The following is a 20,249-nucleotide window of genomic DNA, read 5'->3' as shown; positions in this document are numbered from 1 at the left end:
AAAAATCCCTAAATATTCATTAGTTTCGCGCCATGCGTCATGGAACAACCAGTATAGGAGATGCCCTCCGCGAATTTATGAACAAGAGCCGGCTGAAACCACGCCTCAATGAGGTGCGGATTCAGGAGAACTGGGAAAAAATAATGGGCAAAACTATTGCACGCTATACACAAAGTATACAGCTGATAGAGCAAAAGCTGATCATTACAACAACCGTTGCACCGCTTAAACAGGAACTGACTTATTCAAAAGATAAGATCATCAAACTGGTGAATGAAATGCTCGGAGAGAACATTGTAAAGGAAGTGATGATCCGGTAGTATACAATCTCAGTTGACCGGATGGCCGCTGAAATTATCTGGAGGCAAATCGTTGTATAAGATAGTTGATATCTGAAATACGGAGGCTGGTCTGTAAGTTTACTACCTGGAGGTCATTTTCATCTTCCACCAATATCACCACACGCCCCAGTTCGTCGTCTTTACCCTTGTTGAGTATATATACCTGATTCCCTTGCTGCCTGCATTCCATCAGTACGTCAAAGTGTTCTTTTTCCAGCAGGTTGTTTTTTAAACGTGCGATATCTTCCTTTTTTACTACACTGCCGGCAGGATTATCTATAGAGAAGATTTTCACCTTATGTACTTTTCTCAGTAAGAGCCTGGCTGCCTTCGTATCTTCATCCGGCTGCCTGTCCAGCGATACTGCCAGCCGGATAAGCCCCAGTGACAGTGCACTCAGCCGGGTACCGGCGATTTCTGTTTTACCGGCGTAGCTGTTGCGGAATTCCCGGAGGGATTTATCCTGCGCCCTGATACCGGTAAAACTGCCCAGTACGATACAGCTCCCTATAATCAATGATTTCATGGTATTGTGTTTAGATGTGTGACTATCTCTTCTTCAGATTTTTCAGTTTATCCATACCCTGGATATTAACGGAGTTGGCGATCTGTGAAATCTCATTCAGGTCTATATCTCCGACAAGGCTCATGGCCAGGAACTGTGTGTTGCTGCCTACCAGCATAATCAGTTCGTTGATGTTACCGCGGCCGTTTTCCTTCACGAGGAATTTAAGATCGCTGTCTTTGTCCCTTACCGTCATCAGTTCTTCGAAATCCTGGTTAAGAAATGCAGCGGCTTCGCGGTACAGGCGCGGCCCGTCTTTAGTGTCTTCTTTGGCCAGAATGCGCAGCCCTTTCAGCTTGTGTACTACCCGCATAAAGCTTTTGGCATCCGGGTCGCCTACATCCACTTTGGAAAACATGCTGAACATTTTTGGCGTAACACTTACCAGCGTGAAGTTTCTGTCATTTTCATACTTCTGGAAGAAGCGGTCAATGACACTCGACTGCTGCGCAAAGAGGTGCATACTGGCAAACACCGCTATCAGCAATAAAAGTGATCGTTTCATTTGTCTTCGTTTAAATTAAAAAACAGGTTAGTTTTTTCCTTCTATCATTTCGGTAGCCTCATTAAAGTAGGCGAGCTTCTGCATCTGGCCGGCGCCTTTATTTAAATTTCTGGCCAGCAGCTGCAGTGCTTTTTTTGTTTCTGCGAAAGCCCGCTGCGGATCGTCCATATTCACCCGCTGCATATTGGCGGCTATGAGCTGCTCCTGCTGGTGATGCTGACGGAAGGCATAGCCAAGACCAATACCTATCAGCAATACAGCTGCATATTTCATCCAGTGGCGGAAAACCGGCAGCGCTATCACTTTCGCGGTGTTGGTCAGCTCCGGTACGGGTGGCATAACCAGCTCCCGGGTTGCTTCTTCATGGAAATAGCCAAACAGCGGCGCAGCTTCCTGCAGTGCCTCCGGCAGGTCAGGATGTGGTGTACTGAAAAATTCACGCAGCTCCGCTTCCTCTTCCAGCGAGGTTTCCCCTTCCCAATATTTTTCCAGCAGCATGCTGATGCTCTTATAATCCATATACCTGTACATTTTGAAGTTTCTCCCGCACCGCTTTACGCGCCCGGTGCAGATTTACTTTTACATCATTCAAGTCTATATCCAGTATGTCAGCTATCTCCTGATAGGAAAATCCGTCCATATCCCGCAACTGCAGAATAGTTCTGTATTTCTCCGGCAGTTCATGCACCGCTTTTCTTACCTTCTGCATGACATCATTTTTTTCTGCCAGCAGATGCGGACTATGCTGCTGGGCGGCCGGCACATCTCCTGCCCTGTCAAGATCATCGGCTATGCGGTACTTCCTGGATTTGATCTTATCCAGTGCCAGGTTTCTGGTAACGCGCATACACCAGGCTTCCATATTCTGCAGCTCCATCATCTTTTCTTTCATGCTCCACACCTTCATGAGCGCATCCTGGGTAATATCCTGCGCATCCTCCTCATTCCCCAGCAAGCGGAATGCAAAGCGGTAAAGCTTTTGCCTGACGGGAACTACCTGGGAAAGAAATACATCTAATGACATGCAGGGAATTACATTTTATAACAGGAAGACGACTACGGAATGAAGATGTTACAAAAAAGCAGAAAAAAAAGTAAAATACCCTGACAATAAGGCTCAGAGCTTGATACGGGGATCTACTACCGCATATAAAAGATCTGCCAGGATGTTTACCAGCACAAAAATGCCGGCAGTAAAAAGTATAGCGCCCATGACTACGGGGAAATCGAATTTATCCAGCGCATCTACGGTTACCTTGCCGATGCCTTTCCAGCCGAAAATATATTCCACAAAGAAAGCGCCGGCAAGCAGTTCTGCAAACCAGCCGGTGATAGCGGTGATAACCGGATTGAGCGCATTGCGCAATCCGTGATGCCATATCACGCGGCTGCGGGACAGCCCTTTGGCGTAGGCAGTTCTGATATAATCCTGGTGCAGCACATCCAGCATGGCACTGCGTGTAAGCTGCACTATTATGGCCAATGGCCTGATACCCAGTGTGACAGCGGGTAATATCAGGTTGCGGAGGTTCAGCACCCTGCCCCGGAAAGGGTCTACATCAAAAAGACTACCGGTCATATGCAATCCGGTATAATCACTCCAGACAAATCCAAACAGATAGGCCAGAACAATACCTGCAAAGAAGGATGGTGCGGAAATGCCCATTACACTGGCGAATACAGCACTGGTATCCATCCAGGTATTTTGTTTTACGGCAGATAAAATGCCCAAAGAGATGCCTGCCACCGTAGCGAATAACATAGCGGCAACCGCCAGCAGCAGGGTACCCGGCAATGCTTCCGTCAGTATTTCCCATACCGGCTTTTTACCCTGGTAGGAACGGCGCAGATACGGCGCTTTCAGCACCAGCAGCCTGTCTGCCGGCAGATGCGCCAGGGTCAGGTAGTGCAGGTTCGCCTGCGCATCCTGCTTCGTGTGCACCCCAACCGGCGAAAGGTCATTGACATAAAAAAGAAACTGCATCCCCACCGGCTGGTCGAGATGCAGTTCTTTACGTACGTTTTCCAGTGAAGACACGTCTGCGCGTTGTCCCAGCGTGAGCCGGGCCGGGTCGCCGGGCAATACATTAAACAGGAAGAACACCAGCACCACTACTCCGAAGAGTACCAGCAGGCCATATCCTGTTTTACGCAAAAGGAAATGCAGCATGTGTCTTCGGTTAGGTTACGGAATATCGTTATAGTGCCACTTGCCCTTGATAGTGCCTTTGTCCAGCAATATCAGGCAAGGATTGCTTCTGCCGGCAGTTTTGATGGCTACGCCATCCATCTGCACAAAAGGAAATTCCAGTCCGTGCTGCTGCTTGAAAGCCGCCAGCTGTTCTTTCGTGGAGGCGGTAACACCATATATCAGCACCTCCTGGTTTTTCCAGCGCTGCTGCAATGCTTTCATTTTGGCATCCCAGCCGCTGCCAGCCTCGTGTACATCTTTCACCAGGAACAGGTATACCGGTTTGGTTTCGCTGAGGATGGCTTCCGTCTGGTTAACACCATCGGCATCTGTCAGGATAAAATCCTTGATGGCCGGTTCTGCATTCCCTTTCTTAATGAGTTTATCCTTACGGTCTACGAACTTCCAGGTGCTGTCTGACCAGGGGTAGTTCTCCGTGGTAAATTCTTTTTTTTCACCGTTCTTCTCATAGATGAAGATCATCTCAAACACATCCGGTGTAGCTCCCGGCGGCAGTTTCATCTTCTCCGGAATATTATTGCCGACCTTATAGGGGAGACAGTCCATGAAAGGCAGATGTTTCAGGGTATACCACTGAATACCGAAGGAGAAAACCGTTGCCAGCAGCATAACAATGCCCGTTCCTTTGAAGAGGGGCTGGATGCGGTTACGGTAAACATAGATAACCAGTATCATGACCAGTAATGCCACATCTTTCCAGAAGGTCTGGTTAGCGGTCAGTTTGATACAGTCACCGAAACAGCCGCACTCCCGGATGGTTCCGCTGAACAATGCGTAGCCGGTCAGGAAGGTAAAGAAGATAATCAGCAGCAGTAACAGCACCGAAAATATACGCATGCGGAAGCCCAGCAGTACGGCCACGCCTGCAATGATTTCAAAGGCGTTCATCAGCACAGAGAATGCCAGCGCGTAGGGAGAAAGGAACGTCAGGTGCAGCACCTCAAAGAATTCCTCCATCTTGTAACTCAGTCCCAACGGGTCATTGGCTTTAATGAGCCCGGAGAAAATGAATAATACGCCGACAATAATCCGCAACAGGTTCAGGATAAGTTTCATAAAATAGTTTAATGGTTTAGCGATTGTTGATTCCTGCTGTATGTTGTTATGCCTCACTGATTTTAATCAGGGCAAACAATGCGTAGTTGATAATATCAACGTAGTTGGCATCGATACCTTCTGATATCAGCGTTTTGCCCTGGTTGCGCAGAATCTGTTTAATGCGCAGCAGTTTGGTAAGAATGAGGTCCACAAAGGATTCCTGGCTCATATCTCTCCATGCTTCGCCATAGTCGTGATTTTTGGCTTCCATCACTTCCTTTACATGGCTGGCGTATTTATTATAAAGGCGGTCCACCTCTTCTACCGGTAAGTCCGTATAGGGGTTACCGTGCTGTTCCATCTGGATGAGTCCAATGATACCATAATTAACAATTCCTTTGAACTCACCTTCGATATTATCATCTACCTTTTGCACGCCGATTTCCTGTATGTTGCGGATGCGTTGTGCTTTGATGAAGATCTGGTCCACTACGGAAACCGGGCGTAATACGCGCCAGGAAGTCCCGTAATCTTTGGTCTTCTTGATGAAAATGTCCTTACATCCCGCTACAGCGGCTTCATATTGCCCTTGTGTATTCATGTCCCCTTTTATAATAATTAAACCGCAATTTAAAATAATTACAGATGGTTAATAGCTTATTAATTTAAATTGCATAGCAAAATAAGGATTAAATCATTAAATGGAACCATATCAGAGCAATACTTTCACAGCACCATCCATCAACTGCAGGGGACATTTACTGTCGCTGGCCAGGCCGGTCGTCATGGGCATCATCAATGTTACAGACGACTCGTTTTATGCCGGCAGCCGCACGCATGGCCTGCACCAGATTGTAGAGAAGGCAGGGCAACATCTGCAGGAAGGCGCTGCCATACTGGATCTGGGCGCACAGAGCACCAGGCCGGGGGCCACGCTGATCGGGGCAGCTGAGGAGCTGGACCGGCTGCTGCCGGCTATACACGCCATCCTGAACCATTACCCGGAAGCCATCCTTTCCATTGATACGTGGTATGCCGCCGTAGCAGAGAAAACCATCCTGGCCGGAGCCGCTATCATCAACGATATCAGCGCCGGCGACCTGGATCCGGATATGATACCGGTAGCCGGTAAGCTGCAGGCGCCCTACATCGCCATGCATATGCAGGGAAAGCCCGCCACCATGCAACAACAGCCGCATTACAACAATGTTGTACAGGAAGTGCTGGACTACCTCGTACAGAAACTGACCGTATGCCGTGCAGCAGGCATACGCGATTTTATTGCCGATCCCGGATTCGGGTTCGGTAAAACACTGGAGCATAATTATGCCCTCCTGCAGGAGCTGCACCTCTTCCGGGAAATACTGGGCGTTCCTGTACTGACAGGCATCTCCAGGAAATCAATGATATACAGACTGCTGGACATCACACCGGCAGACGCACTCAATGGCACGACCGTACTGAATACTATCGCATTACAGAAAGGCACACATATCCTGAGAGTACATGACGTTAAAGCTGCTGTAGAAGCAGTAAGGATTACAGAGAAAATGAAAGGCAATTAAATCTTAGTATTTTTACAACTATGAAGGAAGTAATAGAATTATATGGATATGAGTTCCGATGGCTCAACGCACTGGATCTGCTGATAGTAATATTTCTGATTATACAATTATACCGCTTATTAAAAGGCAGCCTTGCCTTCAATATTTTTGTGGGCCTGCTGATGGTTTACATCACCTATTTCCTGGTAAGATGGCTGCAGATGCCGATTCTGACCAACATCCTCCAGAATTTTATCAATGTAGGTATCATCGCTATCATCATTATCTTTCAGCCGGAGATACGGAAGTTCCTGCTGGTATTAGGAAAGAAAACACCGCTGAGTAAAGACAGCTTCCTGAGTAAGCTGTTTCTGCCCGACAAATTTAAAAGCTACAAGGAAGAAGAAAATATTATCAATGAAATCATTGTAGCCATCAGCCGCATGCAGGCCACCCGCACCGGCGCACTGATAGTAATTGCCACTACGTACCGCCTGAAGTTTGATTCTGCCTCCAGCATTAATATCGACGGTAACGTAAGCTCCAAACTGATAGAAAGTATTTTTGAAAAACATAGCCCGCTGCACGACGGCGCCCTGATTATTGTAGGCAATAAGATACTGGCTGCCAAAGTAATCCTGCCGGTATCCGAAAACCCGAACCTGCCCACCCGTATAGGTTTAAGGCACCGTTCCGCAGTAGGTATCACTGAGCACAGCGATAATCTGGCGATCATTGTTTCAGAAGAGAGAGGATCTGTTTCCTACGCGCAGGATGGTGACCTGATCCAGGATGTTTCCCTGGAAGACCTGAAGGTAAAGCTCTATGAAGTACTGATTGACGGTTATGCCTGATTAAACCCATGACAAATGCAAGCACATGCCATCATATTATTTGACGGGGTTTGCAATTTCTGCAATGCCAGTATCAACTTCGTGATCCGTCATGACCGGCAGGGGTATTTCCGGTTTGCGCCGTTGCAGTCCGGTACCGCCTCTTCCCTGGCGGCGCAGTACCACTTCCCCGTTACGGAGATGGCGTCTTTTGTGCTGATTGAAAACGGAAAGGCCTATACGAAAAGTACGGCGGCGCTGCGGGTAGCCCGCAGGCTCTCCTTTCCCTGGCAGCTGCTGTATGGTTTTATGATTATCCCTCCCTTTATCCGGGACCCGGTATACACCCTGATTGCCCGCAACCGCTACCGGTGGTTCGGTAAAAGAGACAGTTGTATGGTGCCGACAGCCGAGGTGAGAAACAGGTTTGTTTGAAATTACGAATTACGAATTGCGAATTACGAATAAAGAGCGAAGACCTAAGCGATCATACTTTTCAGTATCCGCTTAGGTCTTCGCTCTTTATTCGTAATTCGTAATTCGCAATTCGTAATTCGTAATTGCTTTACTCAATCTATTTTTTAGCAGGAGCCGGAGCTGCCGGAGCTGGAGCTTCAGGTGCGCCTGCCTTAATATCTACCAGTTGTACATCAAATACCAGGATAGAGTTGGCAGGAATTGCCGGAGGACTTCCCTGTAAACCGTAAGCCAGTGTGGACGGGATTACGAGGGTAGCTTTGGAACCTTTTTTCAGGCCGCTTAAACCAGCATCCCAGCCTTTGATAACGAAACCACGGCCGATAGGGAATTTGATTGGCTCTAAAGGCATACCTGGGCGCAGGGTAGAATCCTGGCTGGAATCAAACACTTTACCGGAAGTCAGTTTACCAGTATAATGAACGTAAACGGTATCGCCCGGATTAGGGGTGCTGCCGGTACCTTCCTGGGTTACAGCCACATAAACGCCTTCAGCGTTTTTGGTAGCGTTGATTTTGTTTTTGTCCAGGTATTCTTTGATACCTTTTTCATCCTTTTCTTTCTGGTTGGCAGCAGAGAATCTGTTTTCCACAGAGAAAGTGATTTTCAGCTTATCGCCTTTTTTACCGAAAGGAGGACGTTCGTTAGCAGGTAATGAATCCCATGGAATAACGAAAGTAGCGCTATCGCCTTCATGCAGAAGTGCCAGGCCTTCCATCAGATCGTATTTGTTCTGAGGTTTGGAAATCAGCACCGGAATGGGAGCGCCAACGATTTTACGGGATTCACCCAGTATGGAGTCATTGATACGCTGGGTTACATTCATGAGGGCAGTATCTCCCAGCTTCAGTTGTGCTCCGCTGCCGGATTTGTGAACGATATATTCAATACCGCCAGGTGTTTTTTTCACACCTGTTCCGCAGCTGGCTATGAGTAAGCCGAACGCTGCAACTAATAACTGATTGTTTTTTTTCATTTGATTGTATTAGTAGTTGATATACTTGGCTATTATTGTAACAGTTCTTCGTTTTCCTCAACAGCCCTGATAAACCGGCCTACGGTTTTTTCCAGGGGGTCGGTGCTTCTGCCACCGGAAGCATTGAAGTGACCGCCGCCATCAAAATATTTACGGGCGAAGGTGTTCACATCAAAGTTGCCTTTGGAGCGGAACGAGAGTTTTACCTCCACATTCCGGTCTATAATCAGTGCCGCCATTTTAATACCCTGGATGGATAACAGGAAGTTAACCAGCCCTTCGGTATCTCCCGTCTGCAGGTCAAACCTTTTCAGGTCTGTATACGGAATGGCCATCATGGCAGTATTATATTCATAGAATACTTCCATGCGGTTAAGCAGGCTATGTCCCAGGAAGCGCAGGCGGTTTTCCAGGAAGTTGTCATAGATCGCCTGATGAATGACTTCATGTTTCAGCCCTCTGTCCATCAGATCCGCCACCATACGGTGTACTTTGGCATTGGTAGATGCGAAGCGGAAAGAACCTGTGTCTGTTACCGTACCGGCATAGATACACTGGGCTATTTCCAGGTTAATATACTTCTCATCCCCTAATATATAAATAGTTTCGTAAACTAATTGTGCCGTGGAGCTGGCAGTGGTGTCAGAAACGCCGTAGTCAAACCCCGGTTGTGGCTCCAGGTGATGATCTATCATGATTTTGATGCAATCCAGCTTTTCCAGGTAGGGCGCCATGTTTTTGGTCCGGTACAGGGCGTTGAAGTCCAGACAGAAAAGCAGCTCAATGCCTTTCAGCGCTTCCATGGCGCGGTCATTGGAGGATTCAAAATCAATGACACCATCCGCGCCGGGCATCCATTTCAAAAAATCCGGGAAATTGGTAGGTGATATTACGGTTACCTGGTGCCCTTTCTGAATCAGGTAGTGGTATAGTGCCAGAGACGACCCCATTGCATCGGCATCCGGTTTCTGGTGCATCGTGATAACCACTTTTTTAGGGCTTTCCAGTAATGGTTTAATTTCCGCAATCGACTTCATTCAAATACTGTAAAGTTAAGAGTAATATCAAATCACAACCAATAGTTTGTGACAGAAAACGAAGTGCGAAGATCTTTATTTGGGGCAGAATTTCAAAATTTTTTACTACTAAAGAAAATGTAATTACTTTTGCGGCCTAATCAGTAATTCGGAATAATACATATATGAGCAACAGAACCTTTACAATGATTAAGCCTGATGCAGTTGCAAACGGGCATATTGGTGGCATCCTGAACATGATCAACGCTGCCGGCTTCCGCATCGTAGCTATGAAAATGACACAGTTATCTGCCGCTAAAGCAGGCGAATTTTATGCAGTGCATAAAGAAAGACCTTTCTACGGCGAACTGGTAGAATTCATGAGCAGCGGCCACATTGTAGCAGCTATCCTGGAAAAAGAAAATGCAGTAGAAGATTTTCGTAAACTGATCGGCGCTACCAACCCTGCCAACGCAGAAGAAGGTACCATCCGTAAAAAATACGCAGAGTCTATCGGCCGTAATGCAGTTCACGGTTCCGACTCTGATGAGAACGCTGCTATTGAAGGCGACTTCTTCTTCAGCGGTCTGGAGAAATTCTAACCGAATCTGGTAAACATAAAAAACGGCGGCTTGTTTCACAAGCCGCCGTTTTTTATGTTTACCAGATTCGGTTATTTGATTATTTGATTATTTGAGATTGGGTTATTTGAAATGCAGCGGAGATTTTAGCGCAGATTTTCAGGCGTTTTTCAGGAGCTGCCAATAATCAGAGTGTTGGTTATATTTTATACACTTAAGTAATTGATTTTTAATTTATAATGACATTTGTTTAAATCAATTCAGAAGACAAACAGACATTTGTCACTTTCTACTCCGACAATACAGAAAACAATGTTGAAAATCAATGGCAAAAATACTGGGAAATGGCCGTTTTCATGATAAAAACCAGTGTATTTTTATAGTATCTAATAAACTGGTTATAAGTATTTTGTGGCTATCTATTTAAATTATTACGTTTATTGTAGCTCATTTTTCCAGCAAAAGCACCAGATCATCCTGCCGGACCATACTTCCCTCCCGTAAAACCACCTCCCGGACGATCCCATTCCGGGTAGCCGTTACCGTAGTTTCCATCTTCATGGCCTCAATTATAAAGAGCGGCATATTGGCCGTTACCTTCGCACCTGCACCTACCAGGACCTTCGATAATTTACCCTGCAGGGGTGCGCCCACCTCCGCCTCCGGATCTGTTACTTTCCGGTTGACAGATACCAGGCTCTTCACCGAATTATCTCTCACCTGTACCCTGCGGGTATAACCATTCAGTTCAAAAACCACCGTACGCATACCGTCTTCATCTGCCGGCAGAATATACAGCAGCTTTACAATGATCGTTTTACCCTTACTCAATGTTACCAGCATCTCTTCTCCCAGCTTCAGCCCGTAAAAGAAAGCCGGCGTAGGAATGGCTTCCACATTGCCATACACCATGGCATGATGATAATATCCGTCAAAGACCTTCGGAAACATCTGGTAGCTCAGGTAATCCAGGAACTCTGCATGCGGATACTTCTCCTGGAAGGCGGCAAAGTCGGCATCAAAATCTACCGGCGCCAGATGTGCATCCGGCCTGCCGGTAAGGGGCGGCTCCCCTTTCAGTACAATGCGCTGCAGCGCTTCGGGGAAACCTCCGTAAGGCACTCCCAGGTCCCCCCGGAAGAAGCCCTTTACCGAATCAGGAAAGGCCAGGTTACGCTGCGGGTCCATCACATCGGCAGCAGTCAGCTGATTACTGGTCATAAACAACGCCATGTCTCCCACCACTTTGGAGCTGGGTGTCACCTTAACAATATCTCCGAACAACCGGTTCACCACCGCATAATTCTGCTTGATAAGCTCCAGCTTATCTCCCAGCCCCAGCGATTCCGCCTGCTGGCGCAGGTTGGAATACTGTCCGCCAGGTATTTCATTTTCATACACCTGGGCGGTTCCCGCTTTCATATCTGATTCAAAAGGATAATAATAACCACGTACATCCTCCCAGTAGTTGCTGTATTCATTCAGGGAAGACAGCTGCATCTGCTGGCTGCGGGGATGTCCATCCAGGATGGCCACCATAGAATTCAGGTTAGGCTGGGATGTCAGCCCGCTCAGCGATGCCAGGGCGCAGTCCACCACATTTACACCTGCCTCCACCGCCCGGAGATAGGTAGCGGCCTGCACTCCTGCTGTATCATGCGTATGCAGCACCACCGGAAGCTGCACTGCCTCCCGCAGCGCGCCGATCAGCACTGTGGCCGCTTCCGGCTTCAGCAGCCCGGCCATATCCTTCACCGCCAGCATATGGGCGCCGGCATCTTCCAACCGGCGCGCCAGGTCAGTATAATACTGCAGGGTGTATTTATTGCCTGCCGGCTTCAGCACATCGCCGGTATAGCTGATGGCTGCCTGCGCAAGTGCGTTGGTGCGTTCCCGTATGATACGGATACCCGGCTCCATGGCCTTCACCCAGTTGAGCGAGTCGAAGATCCGGAATATATCCACGCCGTTCTCGCTCGCTTTTTCTATGAAGGCAGCGATCAGGTTTTCAGGATATGCCGAGTAGCCGACGGCGTTAGTCCCGCGGAAAAGCATCTGCAGCAACATATTGGGCATGGCTTTGCGCAGCAGTTGTAACCGGCGCCACGGGCACTCATGCAGGAAACGCATCGCCACATCAAAGGTGGCGCCGCCCCAAACTTCCATGGAAAACAACTGCGGGTTATTACGGGCATAGCCTTCGGCCACGGCCAGCATATCCCTGGTGCGTACCCGTGTGGCCAGCAGACTCTGGTGCGCATCCCTGAAAGTAGTATCGGTAAAGTACACCGGCGTTTCATGGCGCAGCCAGCGGACAAATGCCTCCCTTCCCATTTCCTCCAGCCGGTTCTTCATACCGGCTGGATAAGGCTGCAGCGGCTCAAACGAAGGTATCGCCGGGGTTCTGAAAATTTTCCCGGCATCTTTTTCCTTCACATCCGGGTGACCATTCACTGTCACATCCGCCAGGTACATCAGCGTTTTGGTGCCCCTGTCGCGGATCTGCGAGAGCCGGAACAACTCCGGATGCTGGTCGATAAACGCCACGGTGCAGTTACCTTTACGGAATATATCGTTGGTAATCACATTTTCGAGAAAGCGGATGTTGGTCTTTACACCCCGGATGCGAAACTCCCGCAGCGTGCGGTGCAGGCGGCCGGCAGCACCCGACAGGGTACGGCCCCAGGCCGTCACCTTCACCAGCATGGAATCAAAGAAAGGAGAAATCTTCACCCCGGAATAGGTACTGCCCTCATCCAGGCGGATTCCAAAGCCGCCGGCATTGCGGTAAGCAATCACAGTGCCATAGTCAGGCGTAAAATTATTCTCCGGATCTTCAGTCGTAATGCGGCACTGAATCGCATAGCCGTTCAGGTGTACGTCTTCCTGCCCTTTCAGGAAGATCTCCGGATCCGACAGCCGGTGTCCCTGGGCTATCAGGATCTGGGAGCGGACAATATCAATCCCGGTCACTTCTTCGGTGACGGTATGTTCTACCTGTATGCGGGGGTTGACTTCAATAAAATAAATATGGTGTTTCCTGTCTACCAGGAACTCTACGGTACCCACATTGTTGAACTTTACCTTATGCGCCAGCCGCAGGGCATATTCATAGAGCTTTTCACGGGTGTGTTGCGGCAGGTTGGGCGCCGGGGCTATTTCCACTACCTTCTGAAAACGGCGCTGCACGGAGCAGTCGCGTTCATAAAGGTGTACGATATTGCCGTGCTGGTCGCCCATCAGCTGTACTTCTATATGTTTGGGTTCTTCAATGAACTTCTCTATAAAAATGGTATCATCACCAAAGGCTTTGGCCGCTTCGCTGCGGGCTTCCAGGAAAGCGCGTTCCAGTGCGGATGCATCAGCCACCATCCGCATGCCTCGGCCTCCGCCGCCGGAGGCGGCCTTCAGCATAACGGGAAACCCTATACGATTTGCTTCCGCAATAACAGTAGGCACATCCGTCAGCGGTACGCGGCTGTCTTCTATCAGCGGTACGTCAGCTTCCCGCGCCAGTATTTTAGCAGCCACCTTATCTCCCAGCTGAGCCATAATTTCCGGAGAAGGGCCGATAAAGATGATACCTTCCTCCCGGCAGCGGCGGGCAAACTGAACGTTCTCACTCAGGAAACCGTACCCTGGGTGAATAGCATCCACCTCCTGGGACTTAGCAAGATTAATCAGCCCTTCTATATCGAGGTAGGGCTTGAGCGGGTCATCATCTTTTCCTATCTGATAGGCTTCGTCAGCCTTATACCGGTGCAGCGAGTAACGGTCCTCGTAGGTAAACACCGCAATGGTACGGATCCGCAGCTCGGCAGCGGCCCGGAGCACGCGTACCGCAATTTCGCCGCGGTTGGCAACGAGGAGTTTGGTAATTTTCCTAAAAGACTGGTCTGACATGTTATTGAGGTTATGTCATTAAAAATAGGGCAAAACTTTTAACTTGCCATTTATGTGGGAATCATTCAGGAAACTATTTAAAGGGTATCTAAAGTTAGAGCGGTCATTATCCGATAATTCTATTGAAGCCTATCTGCGCGATGTGGAGAAGCTGGAACAGTATCTGCTGGCGCACGGTAAAGAAAAGCTGCGGCCGCAGGACATCACGCTGGCCGACCTCCAGGCCTGCGTACAGTGGATCAGCCAGCTGGGCATGACACCGGCATCGCAGGCCCGGACGATCTCCGGCATCAAGGCTTTTTATAAATTCCTGCTGCTGGAAGACATGACCCAGGAAGATCCCACGCAGCTGATGGATGCACCCAAACTGCAACGCAAACTTCCGGACGTACTCACTTTTGAAGAGATAGAGAAAATCATAGCGCAGATAAAGCTGGATACTGCCGAAGGCCATCGTAACAAGGCTATCCTCGAAACAATGTACAGCTGCGGCCTCCGTGTAAGCGAAGTAATCGGCCTGCAGCTTACGCAACTGTACATGGATGCGGGCTACATCCGGGTACTGGGAAAAGGCAACAAGGAGCGGATTGTGCCGATCGGGAAAGAAGCCATGCGGCAGATTGATATCTACAGGAGAAATGTTCGTATACACATGCCCGTTAAACACGGGGAGGAAGACACGTTGTTTCTGAACAGACGTGGCGGTATGTTAAGCCGGGTGATGATTTTCCTGGTGATTAAGGAGCTGACCAAACTGGCCGGCATTCAGAAGAATGTATCCCCGCATACTTTCCGGCATTCCTTTGCCACCCACCTGGTGGAGGGCGGAGCTGACCTGCGAGCCGTGCAGCAGATGCTGGGGCATGAAAGCATTACCACTACTGAAATATATACGCATCTCGACCGGGAATACCTGCGTGATACGCTGGCGCAGTATCATCCCCGTTTCTAAAAAAAATGACAGCTGCCAGGGGAAGGGCAGCTGTCTGCATTTAGAAAGGGGGTTCAAACAAGGGGGATTCTTTATAGCTAACTTATTGAGATGTCAGACATTAAATGATCTTTTACAACGAGCGTTAACGGGGTTCTTCCACAAGGGATATTGCATACTCTCATCTGTAGTTGGCCGCCATCCTCAGCTGTTCACGTTTCTTTCTTCTTCCGGCAGTCAGTGAAATCATATCGCTGATCCATCCGTTGATATGTGCGGAGGCTCTTCTTACTGCGGAAGATTTATATTCTATATTCAGGCAGGAGCACGGAGGCAGATCCTGTCTCTCGCTGACTGCTGCATTATTTTCATTTTCAGATAGTATGAGCCGGTCATCGTTATAAATCCTGAAATACACATCCGGTCCCATATTGGTACGGCCCTGTCTTACCGGCTGCAGGTGTCCGCTATACAGATCTTTACGGGAGAACCGGATAGTATATCGTCCAAACTCATTGGTATATGCTTCTCCGATCATCTTTCCTGAAATCGCGTTATAGGCCTGTACTTTCAGGTGCAGCTGCCCTTCCTTCCGCTGGTAATGCCTCACTGTTCCGGTAATTACCCAGGAGCCGGCATCGCGGCAGATGGCGTTCCAGGATGCGGACGGCACCACATAGGCGTAGGCTCCGAGGTAACCGTTGCTGCTGCGTTTCCAGTGCAACACCACATTGCTGAGGTGATAGTTGCGCGGCTGGTGGCTGCCTGTTTTACCCGGCATAACATCCAGGCAAAGATCCAGTTCCAGCGGTTCTGTAAACAAATGTACTTCCTCCCAGCTCAGACTGAAATTGCCCCATTCATCCAGCGGCGCTTCCGCCAGCAGGCGGTCGGCCTTCATCAACACATCTTTGGCGGTCAACGGGCGCAGGTCATTGAAAATACCTTTAGCCCAGGAATTCTGTTGATCCGGATACCGTATATCCGGAAGATAAACGCGTATTCGTGCATTGGCAAGCGGCTCTATACAGTCATCACAAATAAGCGCAGAGATGTTTCCAATTAACAGGTAACTCATGGTTTAAATTTTTTTATGGGGATAAGGAGCTTACCCAATGAGCTGTTTCAGGTAACAGCCAGACCCCTTCTGCATACTTTAAAACAAACATGGTAGAAAGGTCCGGTCATTTCTGATCCTGTGCTGTATAACAATTATTCTTATCGGCTGATGATGCAAAGATTGTGAAGAATATGATGGCAGTCAAGCGTTGTAGAACTGAAAAAAAGGATTGCGTAGAACTACGTATTCCAGGCATGAGAAGTACGGGAATGTTTGGAGGGAAAGGAATTATTGGTAAAAATTATTATAGGTGATGAAGGTAAAATGCGAATTACGAATTACGAATTGCGAATTACGAATGTAGAAGCGAAGATCAAAGCGTAGATTAAAGCAAACCAATAATAGTAATCTGCTTTAATTTACGTTTCGATCTTCGCTTCTACATTCGTAATTCGCAATTCGTAATTCGTAATTGATCACCTTACATTGTGTGTTTCCCAATCCGGAAGTCCATCGCCGGCGCTGCCGCAAATACCGGGGCAGGGTGCGCCGCCGCTGCCGATAGGCTCGGGGGGTGTTTGCAGGCGTATGTCGTGATTGTATTGCAGTATATGTTCTCCCCTGCTATCGCTGGCAAGCAGCAGGAAGGTTTGCTGCTGGTCATGATCGGCGGCATTGAATATGCGGATGCCTTCACAGCCGGGAATACGCAGCAGGGCGTCAAAGATGTGACGGCCGTACATAATGGAGCGTACGCCATCTGGTTCCTGTTGCTGCCAGGCTTCAATCATTTCCTGGGCTTCCCTGCGGGAGATGACGCTGCCAGTTTCGCGGATGCTGGCAGGATAACGCTGGCGCATCGTAGCTTTTTCTTCCGGGGAGCGTTGGGCAAACGGAGGATCTGACGGGCAGAAAGGCGGGCAGGGAATGCCTTCGTCAAAGATGGGCGCGTTCATTTTAATAAGTCCGTATGGCGCCTGCGCCAGGTATTCCAGGATATTATCACCCTGTTCATTAAACGGTACAAAGACCAGCGCCTGTATATTGTCAGCGTTGATACCGTTAAAAATGCGGATACCGGCGCAACCGGGTGTCTGCAGGAGGTTATCAAATACATTACGTCCGTACAGGATGGAGCGGACAGCATCGGGGTTGGCGGATTGCCAGGCCTCAATCATGTGGCGGGCATGCGACGGGCTGATAAATGTCCCTGCATGAACCAGGTCTTTATACCTGGCAACGGGCTGAGGGTTTGTTAACATACAAGCGCTTTAAGGGTGGTAAAAGGAATAATGAACTAATTTAAAAATAAAACTTCGCTTTTAAAATGGCTACAGGCTTGCTCCGGAGGGATTGCGTAGTTATACGCATTTTTTAGTGACTGCTACGTTAATTCAGTTATCCGGAACCCCCTTTAAACATGATAAAATCCATTACCAGCGTGGATAAGGCATAACAGGCACCGGATTGCTCCGACAGCGGCTTTATAGGATTTCCACTTGCAAGCGTGTAATTTTGTAATAAATTTAACCCCGAATTAAAACTACCCACAATGAGCGATTCTCCAAGAAGACCTATCCCTGCAGATGCAGGTGATTTCATTTCCCGGGCGGAAATGGATTTACTGTGTAAAAACCATGATGACGACCACGCCAATCAGAAATCACTGAACGGTCATGTGAAAGCAATGTGTTTCGGTAAAGATAAAATACAGCAGCTGTTAGATCAGCCGGGATGTACTGCTGTACGCATCTATTACGGACTTAAGATTGATACCGACGGCGATGGTATTAAAGAAAAGAAAATGGTACTGGTAGCTGTAGACGAAGACGGAAATGATATATTGCCGCCAGCCGGAGATCCGGCCACGGGAGCGGTTGCAAAATCAATGTCATCCGCACTGATTCTGGATCAGGGTATTCCTTGTCCTGAATATTGCAGCACCAAACCACCAACTAAACCTCAACAATAATTATCAGCGTGAACTTTGCATTAATTTGGTGGACTTATTATGCAATGATGGGGGTCGAATGTTTAATTCTGATCCCCTTCATTTTAAATTACAGGAACCTGGACATGCCTTCCAGGTGGGTTTGCTGGTATATCGTCAGCAGCCTAGTATTCGCCGTAGGTGCAGATCTTATACAACGCCTGATGGGGAATAACATGTGGTTCTTCAGCATCATGCATTTAATCCAGTTTGTTATTCTTTCGGTATTCTATCTGATCTGTATCAAGAACCCCAGGGTGCGCACCCTCATCCGGATAATCCCCTTCATCGCCGTTCTCATCTTCTCCATTGATCTGTTCAAGATAGAAGGCGTAAGAGCTTATAACTCCATTACCGCAGGCGTAAAATCAATCGTATTACTGGTATATGGAGCCATTTATTTTTTACAGTTGTTAAAAGACAAGGATCTGATAGAGCAGTCCGTTTATATTGATACGCTGCCAACTTTCTGGTACAATTCAGGTCTGTTTATTTATTTCTGTACCTCTTTCCTGTTTTCCATCAGTTATAACTCTTTACAGGCGCTGCAGACAACCGGGCAGGCCAAACTGGGTATGACGGTAGCTATTCTGGTAATAAATTATGTTGTTGGGATGATTACTATGATTCTTCTGTATATTGGCCTCTTAAAGACAAAAAGATATAGATATGCAGATAATTGATATTATTGTAATCGGTTCTACAGTAATGTTAATACTGGGGGTCATTGTGATACTGCTCGTCATGCTTCAGCAAAAACAGGTTATCCAGCACAAGCTGGTGATCAGGGATAAAGACCTGCAGTTGCAACGGGAACGCCTCATCGCAGTTTTACAGGGACAGGAACAGGAACGCAAACGTATTGCAGAAGACCTCCACGATGAAGTAGGCGCACAGCTTTCCGTACTCAAGCTCAATATCGGCGGGCTGCAGCCCCTCCTCAAAACAGAAAACGGCGAAGCCGAACGGCTGAAAGAAACCAAGGATTTCACTGATATTATTATTCAGCAACTGCGGTTCATCTCCCAGAGTCTGCATCCGCAGGCATTGGAAAACCTGGGCCTGGCACATGCGCTGGATTCGTTCTGCAACCTGATGAACAAAAACAAACAGGTAAAAATTACTTTTAAAACAGCTGATAACGGCCAGCAGGTTGATAAGGAAAAAGCCCTGAACGTATACCGTGTAGTACAGGAACTCATCAACAATATCCTCAAACACGCTCAGGCAACCGAAGTACTGATTACCTATCAGACAACTCCTGCCCAGCTTACCATTGCCGTAGAAGACGATGGCAACGGCCAGCTATTATCATCGCTGGAAACTTCCAGGAAAAAGACAGGAAGCCTCGGACTTAAAAATATTGAAAGCCGCCTTAATATTATTGGCGGAAAGATTAACTTCACAACAGGAACGCCAAAAGGCACCATTGCCACCATCAGCTTGGAAAATTATCAGGCTCCGACGCAGAATAGTTGATTCATATGTTGTTTTATTACTAAATTGCCTTCCGATTTCGTTGTGCCCGTTTGTAACAGCATGACCTGTAGTAATTTACTAACAATAAAATAATAGAAATTCTCTATAAACTGTTCTCCTATGGCGCACATAAAAGTGGCCATTGCAGACGATCATAAGATCTTCCGCAGTGGAGTAATCAATACACTGGTTCCTTACGAAAATATCCGTTTCATTTATGAAGCAGACGACGGACAGCACCTGTTACAGCTCATGGAAAAACAGCAGCCCGACGTTATTCTCATGGACCTGAAGATGCCCAATATGGACGGCATCGAGGCTACGGTAAAAGTGAAAGAAAAATATCCGGATGTAAAAATCATTATACTCACCATGTATGAAGATGATAATTTCATTGTTCACCTGGTGGAAAACGGGGCCAATGCCTATCTCCTGAAAAATGCCGACCCGGAAGAAATCTATGAAGCCATCTGTACTACTTTTGAAAAAGGATTTTATTTCAATGAAAACGTGAACCTGGCCCTACTCAAAAAAGTCCTCCATAAAAACAAACAACAATTCAAACCAACGCTGAAAAATGAAATCCAGCTGAATGACCGTGAACAGGAAGTGCTGAAGCTGATCTGTAGCGAGTACACCACACAGGAAATATCTGAACAGATATACCTGAGCCCCCGCACTGTGGAAGGTATCCGGCAGAAACTCCTGGAAAAACTCAATGTAAAAAACAGCGTTGGCCTGGTACTGTATGCCTTCCGCAGCGGACTGATTGAATAAATGCCGCTGCCCGTACATTCC

22 protein-coding genes are annotated in these 20,249 nt (G+C 47.9%); 10 read left to right on the top strand and 12 right to left on the bottom strand.

Translation table 11 applies throughout. The annotated features are described in order from the left end of the window. Positions 1 to 32 precede the first annotated feature (32 nt). A complete protein-coding gene (locus tag GWG06_RS02620) occupies positions 33 to 320 on the top strand; it encodes a DciA family protein (protein WP_127043364.1) in 288 nt (95 codons plus the stop codon). A gap of 34 nt (positions 321 to 354) precedes the next feature. Here the strand turns inward: GWG06_RS02620 and GWG06_RS02615 are convergent, their stop codons facing one another. The 7 genes from GWG06_RS02615 to GWG06_RS02585 form a co-directional block, all read right to left on the bottom strand. Next, positions 355 to 867 (bottom strand): DUF4252 domain-containing protein, encoded by a 513-nt coding sequence (locus GWG06_RS02615; protein ID WP_127043363.1) that lies wholly within the window; start codon positions 865 to 867, stop codon positions 355 to 357. A gap of 22 nt (positions 868 to 889) precedes the next feature. Continuing rightward, positions 890 to 1,411 (bottom strand): DUF4252 domain-containing protein, encoded by a 522-nt coding sequence (locus GWG06_RS02610; RefSeq protein ID WP_127043362.1) that lies wholly within the window; start codon positions 1,409 to 1,411, stop codon positions 890 to 892. 27 nt (positions 1,412 to 1,438) lie between these two features. Further along, positions 1,439 to 1,930: a hypothetical protein gene (locus tag GWG06_RS02605; RefSeq protein ID WP_160711114.1), complete on the bottom strand. Its 492-nt coding sequence runs from the start codon at positions 1,928 to 1,930 to the stop codon at positions 1,439 to 1,441. Continuing rightward, entirely contained in the window at positions 1,920 to 2,435 is a 516-nt protein-coding gene (locus GWG06_RS02600; RefSeq protein ID WP_127043360.1) for an RNA polymerase sigma factor, read from the bottom strand. The genes GWG06_RS02605 and GWG06_RS02600 overlap by 11 nt, the downstream gene beginning before the upstream one ends. Before the next feature lie 93 nt (positions 2,436 to 2,528). Then, a complete protein-coding gene (locus tag GWG06_RS02595) occupies positions 2,529 to 3,581 on the bottom strand; it encodes an ABC transporter permease (protein WP_160711112.1) in 1,053 nt (350 codons plus the stop codon). Between the two features lie 15 nt (positions 3,582 to 3,596). Next, a complete protein-coding gene (locus GWG06_RS02590) occupies positions 3,597 to 4,679 on the bottom strand; it encodes a BT_3928 family protein (protein ID WP_160711110.1) in 1,083 nt (360 codons plus the stop codon). Between the two features lie 46 nt (positions 4,680 to 4,725). Beyond that, the gene (locus tag GWG06_RS02585) at positions 4,726 to 5,262 is read right to left on the bottom strand and encodes a DUF1599 domain-containing protein (RefSeq protein WP_127043357.1); all 537 of its coding nucleotides are present in this window, start codon (positions 5,260 to 5,262) and stop codon (positions 4,726 to 4,728) included. A 100-nt stretch (positions 5,263 to 5,362) separates the two neighbouring features. On the opposite strand from GWG06_RS02585, the gene folP reads away from it, so the two are divergent. The 3 genes from folP to GWG06_RS02570 are packed head-to-tail and all read left to right on the top strand — an operon-like array spanning position 5,363 to position 7,473. After that, positions 5,363 to 6,226 (top strand): dihydropteroate synthase, encoded by an 864-nt coding sequence (folP, locus tag GWG06_RS02580; protein WP_160711108.1) that lies wholly within the window; start codon positions 5,363 to 5,365, stop codon positions 6,224 to 6,226. 20 nt (positions 6,227 to 6,246) lie between these two features. Beyond that, positions 6,247 to 7,059, top strand: coding sequence for a diadenylate cyclase CdaA (gene cdaA, locus GWG06_RS02575; protein ID WP_127043355.1), 813 nt, complete (start codon positions 6,247 to 6,249; stop codon positions 7,057 to 7,059). 15 nt (positions 7,060 to 7,074) lie between these two features. Continuing rightward, positions 7,075 to 7,473: a thiol-disulfide oxidoreductase DCC family protein gene (locus tag GWG06_RS02570; protein WP_127043354.1), complete on the top strand. Its 399-nt coding sequence runs from the start codon at positions 7,075 to 7,077 to the stop codon at positions 7,471 to 7,473. A 139-nt stretch (positions 7,474 to 7,612) separates the two neighbouring features. Here the strand turns inward: GWG06_RS02570 and GWG06_RS02565 are convergent, their stop codons facing one another. Continuing rightward, positions 7,613 to 8,491 (bottom strand): FKBP-type peptidyl-prolyl cis-trans isomerase, encoded by an 879-nt coding sequence (locus GWG06_RS02565; protein WP_160711106.1) that lies wholly within the window; start codon positions 8,489 to 8,491, stop codon positions 7,613 to 7,615. Between the two features lie 32 nt (positions 8,492 to 8,523). Further along, positions 8,524 to 9,528: a DHH family phosphoesterase gene (locus GWG06_RS02560; protein WP_160711104.1), complete on the bottom strand. Its 1,005-nt coding sequence runs from the start codon at positions 9,526 to 9,528 to the stop codon at positions 8,524 to 8,526. Positions 9,529 to 9,692: 164 nt separating this feature from the next. On the opposite strand from GWG06_RS02560, the gene GWG06_RS02555 reads away from it, so the two are divergent. Further along, positions 9,693 to 10,109, top strand: coding sequence for a nucleoside-diphosphate kinase (locus GWG06_RS02555; protein WP_160711102.1), 417 nt, complete (start codon positions 9,693 to 9,695; stop codon positions 10,107 to 10,109). Positions 10,110 to 10,535: 426 nt separating this feature from the next. Here the strand turns inward: GWG06_RS02555 and GWG06_RS02550 are convergent, their stop codons facing one another. Then, positions 10,536 to 13,991, bottom strand: coding sequence for a pyruvate carboxylase (locus GWG06_RS02550; RefSeq protein WP_160711100.1), 3,456 nt, complete (start codon positions 13,989 to 13,991; stop codon positions 10,536 to 10,538). A 52-nt stretch (positions 13,992 to 14,043) separates the two neighbouring features. Between GWG06_RS02550 and xerD the strand changes: the two genes are divergently transcribed. Then, positions 14,044 to 14,943, top strand: coding sequence for a site-specific tyrosine recombinase XerD (xerD, locus tag GWG06_RS02545; protein WP_160711098.1), 900 nt, complete (start codon positions 14,044 to 14,046; stop codon positions 14,941 to 14,943). A gap of 160 nt (positions 14,944 to 15,103) precedes the next feature. Here the strand turns inward: xerD and GWG06_RS02540 are convergent, their stop codons facing one another. Continuing rightward, positions 15,104 to 16,000 carry a hypothetical protein gene (locus GWG06_RS02540; protein WP_160711096.1) on the bottom strand — a complete coding sequence of 299 codons (897 nt, stop codon included), beginning with the start codon at positions 15,998 to 16,000 and terminating at the stop codon, positions 15,104 to 15,106. A gap of 458 nt (positions 16,001 to 16,458) precedes the next feature. Continuing rightward, entirely contained in the window at positions 16,459 to 17,244 is a 786-nt protein-coding gene (locus GWG06_RS02535) for a hypothetical protein (RefSeq protein ID WP_160711094.1), read from the bottom strand. 290 nt (positions 17,245 to 17,534) lie between these two features. On the opposite strand from GWG06_RS02535, the gene GWG06_RS02530 reads away from it, so the two are divergent. From GWG06_RS02530 to GWG06_RS02515, 4 genes are all read left to right on the top strand, one after another. Next, positions 17,535 to 17,954: a hypothetical protein gene (locus GWG06_RS02530; RefSeq protein ID WP_127040176.1), complete on the top strand. Its 420-nt coding sequence runs from the start codon at positions 17,535 to 17,537 to the stop codon at positions 17,952 to 17,954. Positions 17,955 to 18,058: 104 nt separating this feature from the next. Next, positions 18,059 to 18,655 carry a hypothetical protein gene (locus tag GWG06_RS02525; RefSeq protein ID WP_127040173.1) on the top strand — a complete coding sequence of 199 codons (597 nt, stop codon included), beginning with the start codon at positions 18,059 to 18,061 and terminating at the stop codon, positions 18,653 to 18,655. Then, the gene (locus GWG06_RS02520) at positions 18,642 to 19,451 is read left to right on the top strand and encodes a sensor histidine kinase (protein WP_127040171.1); all 810 of its coding nucleotides are present in this window, start codon (positions 18,642 to 18,644) and stop codon (positions 19,449 to 19,451) included. The genes GWG06_RS02525 and GWG06_RS02520 overlap by 14 nt, the downstream gene beginning before the upstream one ends. Before the next feature lie 120 nt (positions 19,452 to 19,571). Beyond that, positions 19,572 to 20,228 carry a response regulator transcription factor gene (locus tag GWG06_RS02515; RefSeq protein ID WP_160711092.1) on the top strand — a complete coding sequence of 219 codons (657 nt, stop codon included), beginning with the start codon at positions 19,572 to 19,574 and terminating at the stop codon, positions 20,226 to 20,228. The last annotated feature ends 21 nt before the right edge of the window (positions 20,229 to 20,249 follow it).

It is taken from the genome of Chitinophaga solisilvae, assembly GCF_009928525.1.
Classification (GTDB): Bacteria; Bacteroidota; Bacteroidia; order Chitinophagales; family Chitinophagaceae; genus Chitinophaga; species Chitinophaga solisilvae.
The sequence above is the reverse complement of the archived record's forward strand: the minus strand, read 5'-3'. Positions and strand labels throughout refer to the sequence as shown.

What these genes read in the sequence shown, in the direction of transcription:
- GWG06_RS02620 (WP_127043364.1), top strand. Translation starts at nt 33, where the DNA reads ATGCGTCATGGAACAACCAGTATAGGAGATGCCCTCCGCGAATTTATG.
- GWG06_RS02615 (WP_127043363.1), bottom strand. Translation starts at nt 867, where the DNA reads ATGAAATCATTGATTATAGGGAGCTGTATCGTACTGGGCAGTTTTACC.
- GWG06_RS02610 (WP_127043362.1), bottom strand. Translation starts at nt 1,411, where the DNA reads ATGAAACGATCACTTTTATTGCTGATAGCGGTGTTTGCCAGTATGCAC.
- GWG06_RS02605 (WP_160711114.1), bottom strand. Translation starts at nt 1,930, where the DNA reads ATGGATTATAAGAGCATCAGCATGCTGCTGGAAAAATATTGGGAAGGG.
- GWG06_RS02600 (WP_127043360.1), bottom strand. Translation starts at nt 2,435, where the DNA reads ATGTCATTAGATGTATTTCTTTCCCAGGTAGTTCCCGTCAGGCAAAAG.
- GWG06_RS02595 (WP_160711112.1), bottom strand. Translation starts at nt 3,581, where the DNA reads ATGCTGCATTTCCTTTTGCGTAAAACAGGATATGGCCTGCTGGTACTC.
- GWG06_RS02590 (WP_160711110.1), bottom strand. Translation starts at nt 4,679, where the DNA reads ATGAAACTTATCCTGAACCTGTTGCGGATTATTGTCGGCGTATTATTC.
- GWG06_RS02585 (WP_127043357.1), bottom strand. Translation starts at nt 5,262, where the DNA reads ATGAATACACAAGGGCAATATGAAGCCGCTGTAGCGGGATGTAAGGAC.
- folP (WP_160711108.1), top strand. Translation starts at nt 5,363, where the DNA reads ATGGAACCATATCAGAGCAATACTTTCACAGCACCATCCATCAACTGC.
- cdaA (WP_127043355.1), top strand. Translation starts at nt 6,247, where the DNA reads ATGAAGGAAGTAATAGAATTATATGGATATGAGTTCCGATGGCTCAAC.
- GWG06_RS02570 (WP_127043354.1), top strand. Translation starts at nt 7,075, where the DNA reads ATGCAAGCACATGCCATCATATTATTTGACGGGGTTTGCAATTTCTGC.
- GWG06_RS02565 (WP_160711106.1), bottom strand. Translation starts at nt 8,491, where the DNA reads ATGAAAAAAAACAATCAGTTATTAGTTGCAGCGTTCGGCTTACTCATA.
- GWG06_RS02560 (WP_160711104.1), bottom strand. Translation starts at nt 9,528, where the DNA reads ATGAAGTCGATTGCGGAAATTAAACCATTACTGGAAAGCCCTAAAAAA.
- GWG06_RS02555 (WP_160711102.1), top strand. Translation starts at nt 9,693, where the DNA reads ATGAGCAACAGAACCTTTACAATGATTAAGCCTGATGCAGTTGCAAAC.
- GWG06_RS02550 (WP_160711100.1), bottom strand. Translation starts at nt 13,991, where the DNA reads ATGTCAGACCAGTCTTTTAGGAAAATTACCAAACTCCTCGTTGCCAAC.
- xerD (WP_160711098.1), top strand. Translation starts at nt 14,044, where the DNA reads ATGTGGGAATCATTCAGGAAACTATTTAAAGGGTATCTAAAGTTAGAG.
- GWG06_RS02540 (WP_160711096.1), bottom strand. Translation starts at nt 16,000, where the DNA reads ATGAGTTACCTGTTAATTGGAAACATCTCTGCGCTTATTTGTGATGAC.
- GWG06_RS02535 (WP_160711094.1), bottom strand. Translation starts at nt 17,244, where the DNA reads ATGTTAACAAACCCTCAGCCCGTTGCCAGGTATAAAGACCTGGTTCAT.
- GWG06_RS02530 (WP_127040176.1), top strand. Translation starts at nt 17,535, where the DNA reads ATGAGCGATTCTCCAAGAAGACCTATCCCTGCAGATGCAGGTGATTTC.
- GWG06_RS02525 (WP_127040173.1), top strand. Translation starts at nt 18,059, where the DNA reads ATGCCTTCCAGGTGGGTTTGCTGGTATATCGTCAGCAGCCTAGTATTC.
- GWG06_RS02520 (WP_127040171.1), top strand. Translation starts at nt 18,642, where the DNA reads ATGCAGATAATTGATATTATTGTAATCGGTTCTACAGTAATGTTAATA.
- GWG06_RS02515 (WP_160711092.1), top strand. Translation starts at nt 19,572, where the DNA reads ATGGCGCACATAAAAGTGGCCATTGCAGACGATCATAAGATCTTCCGC.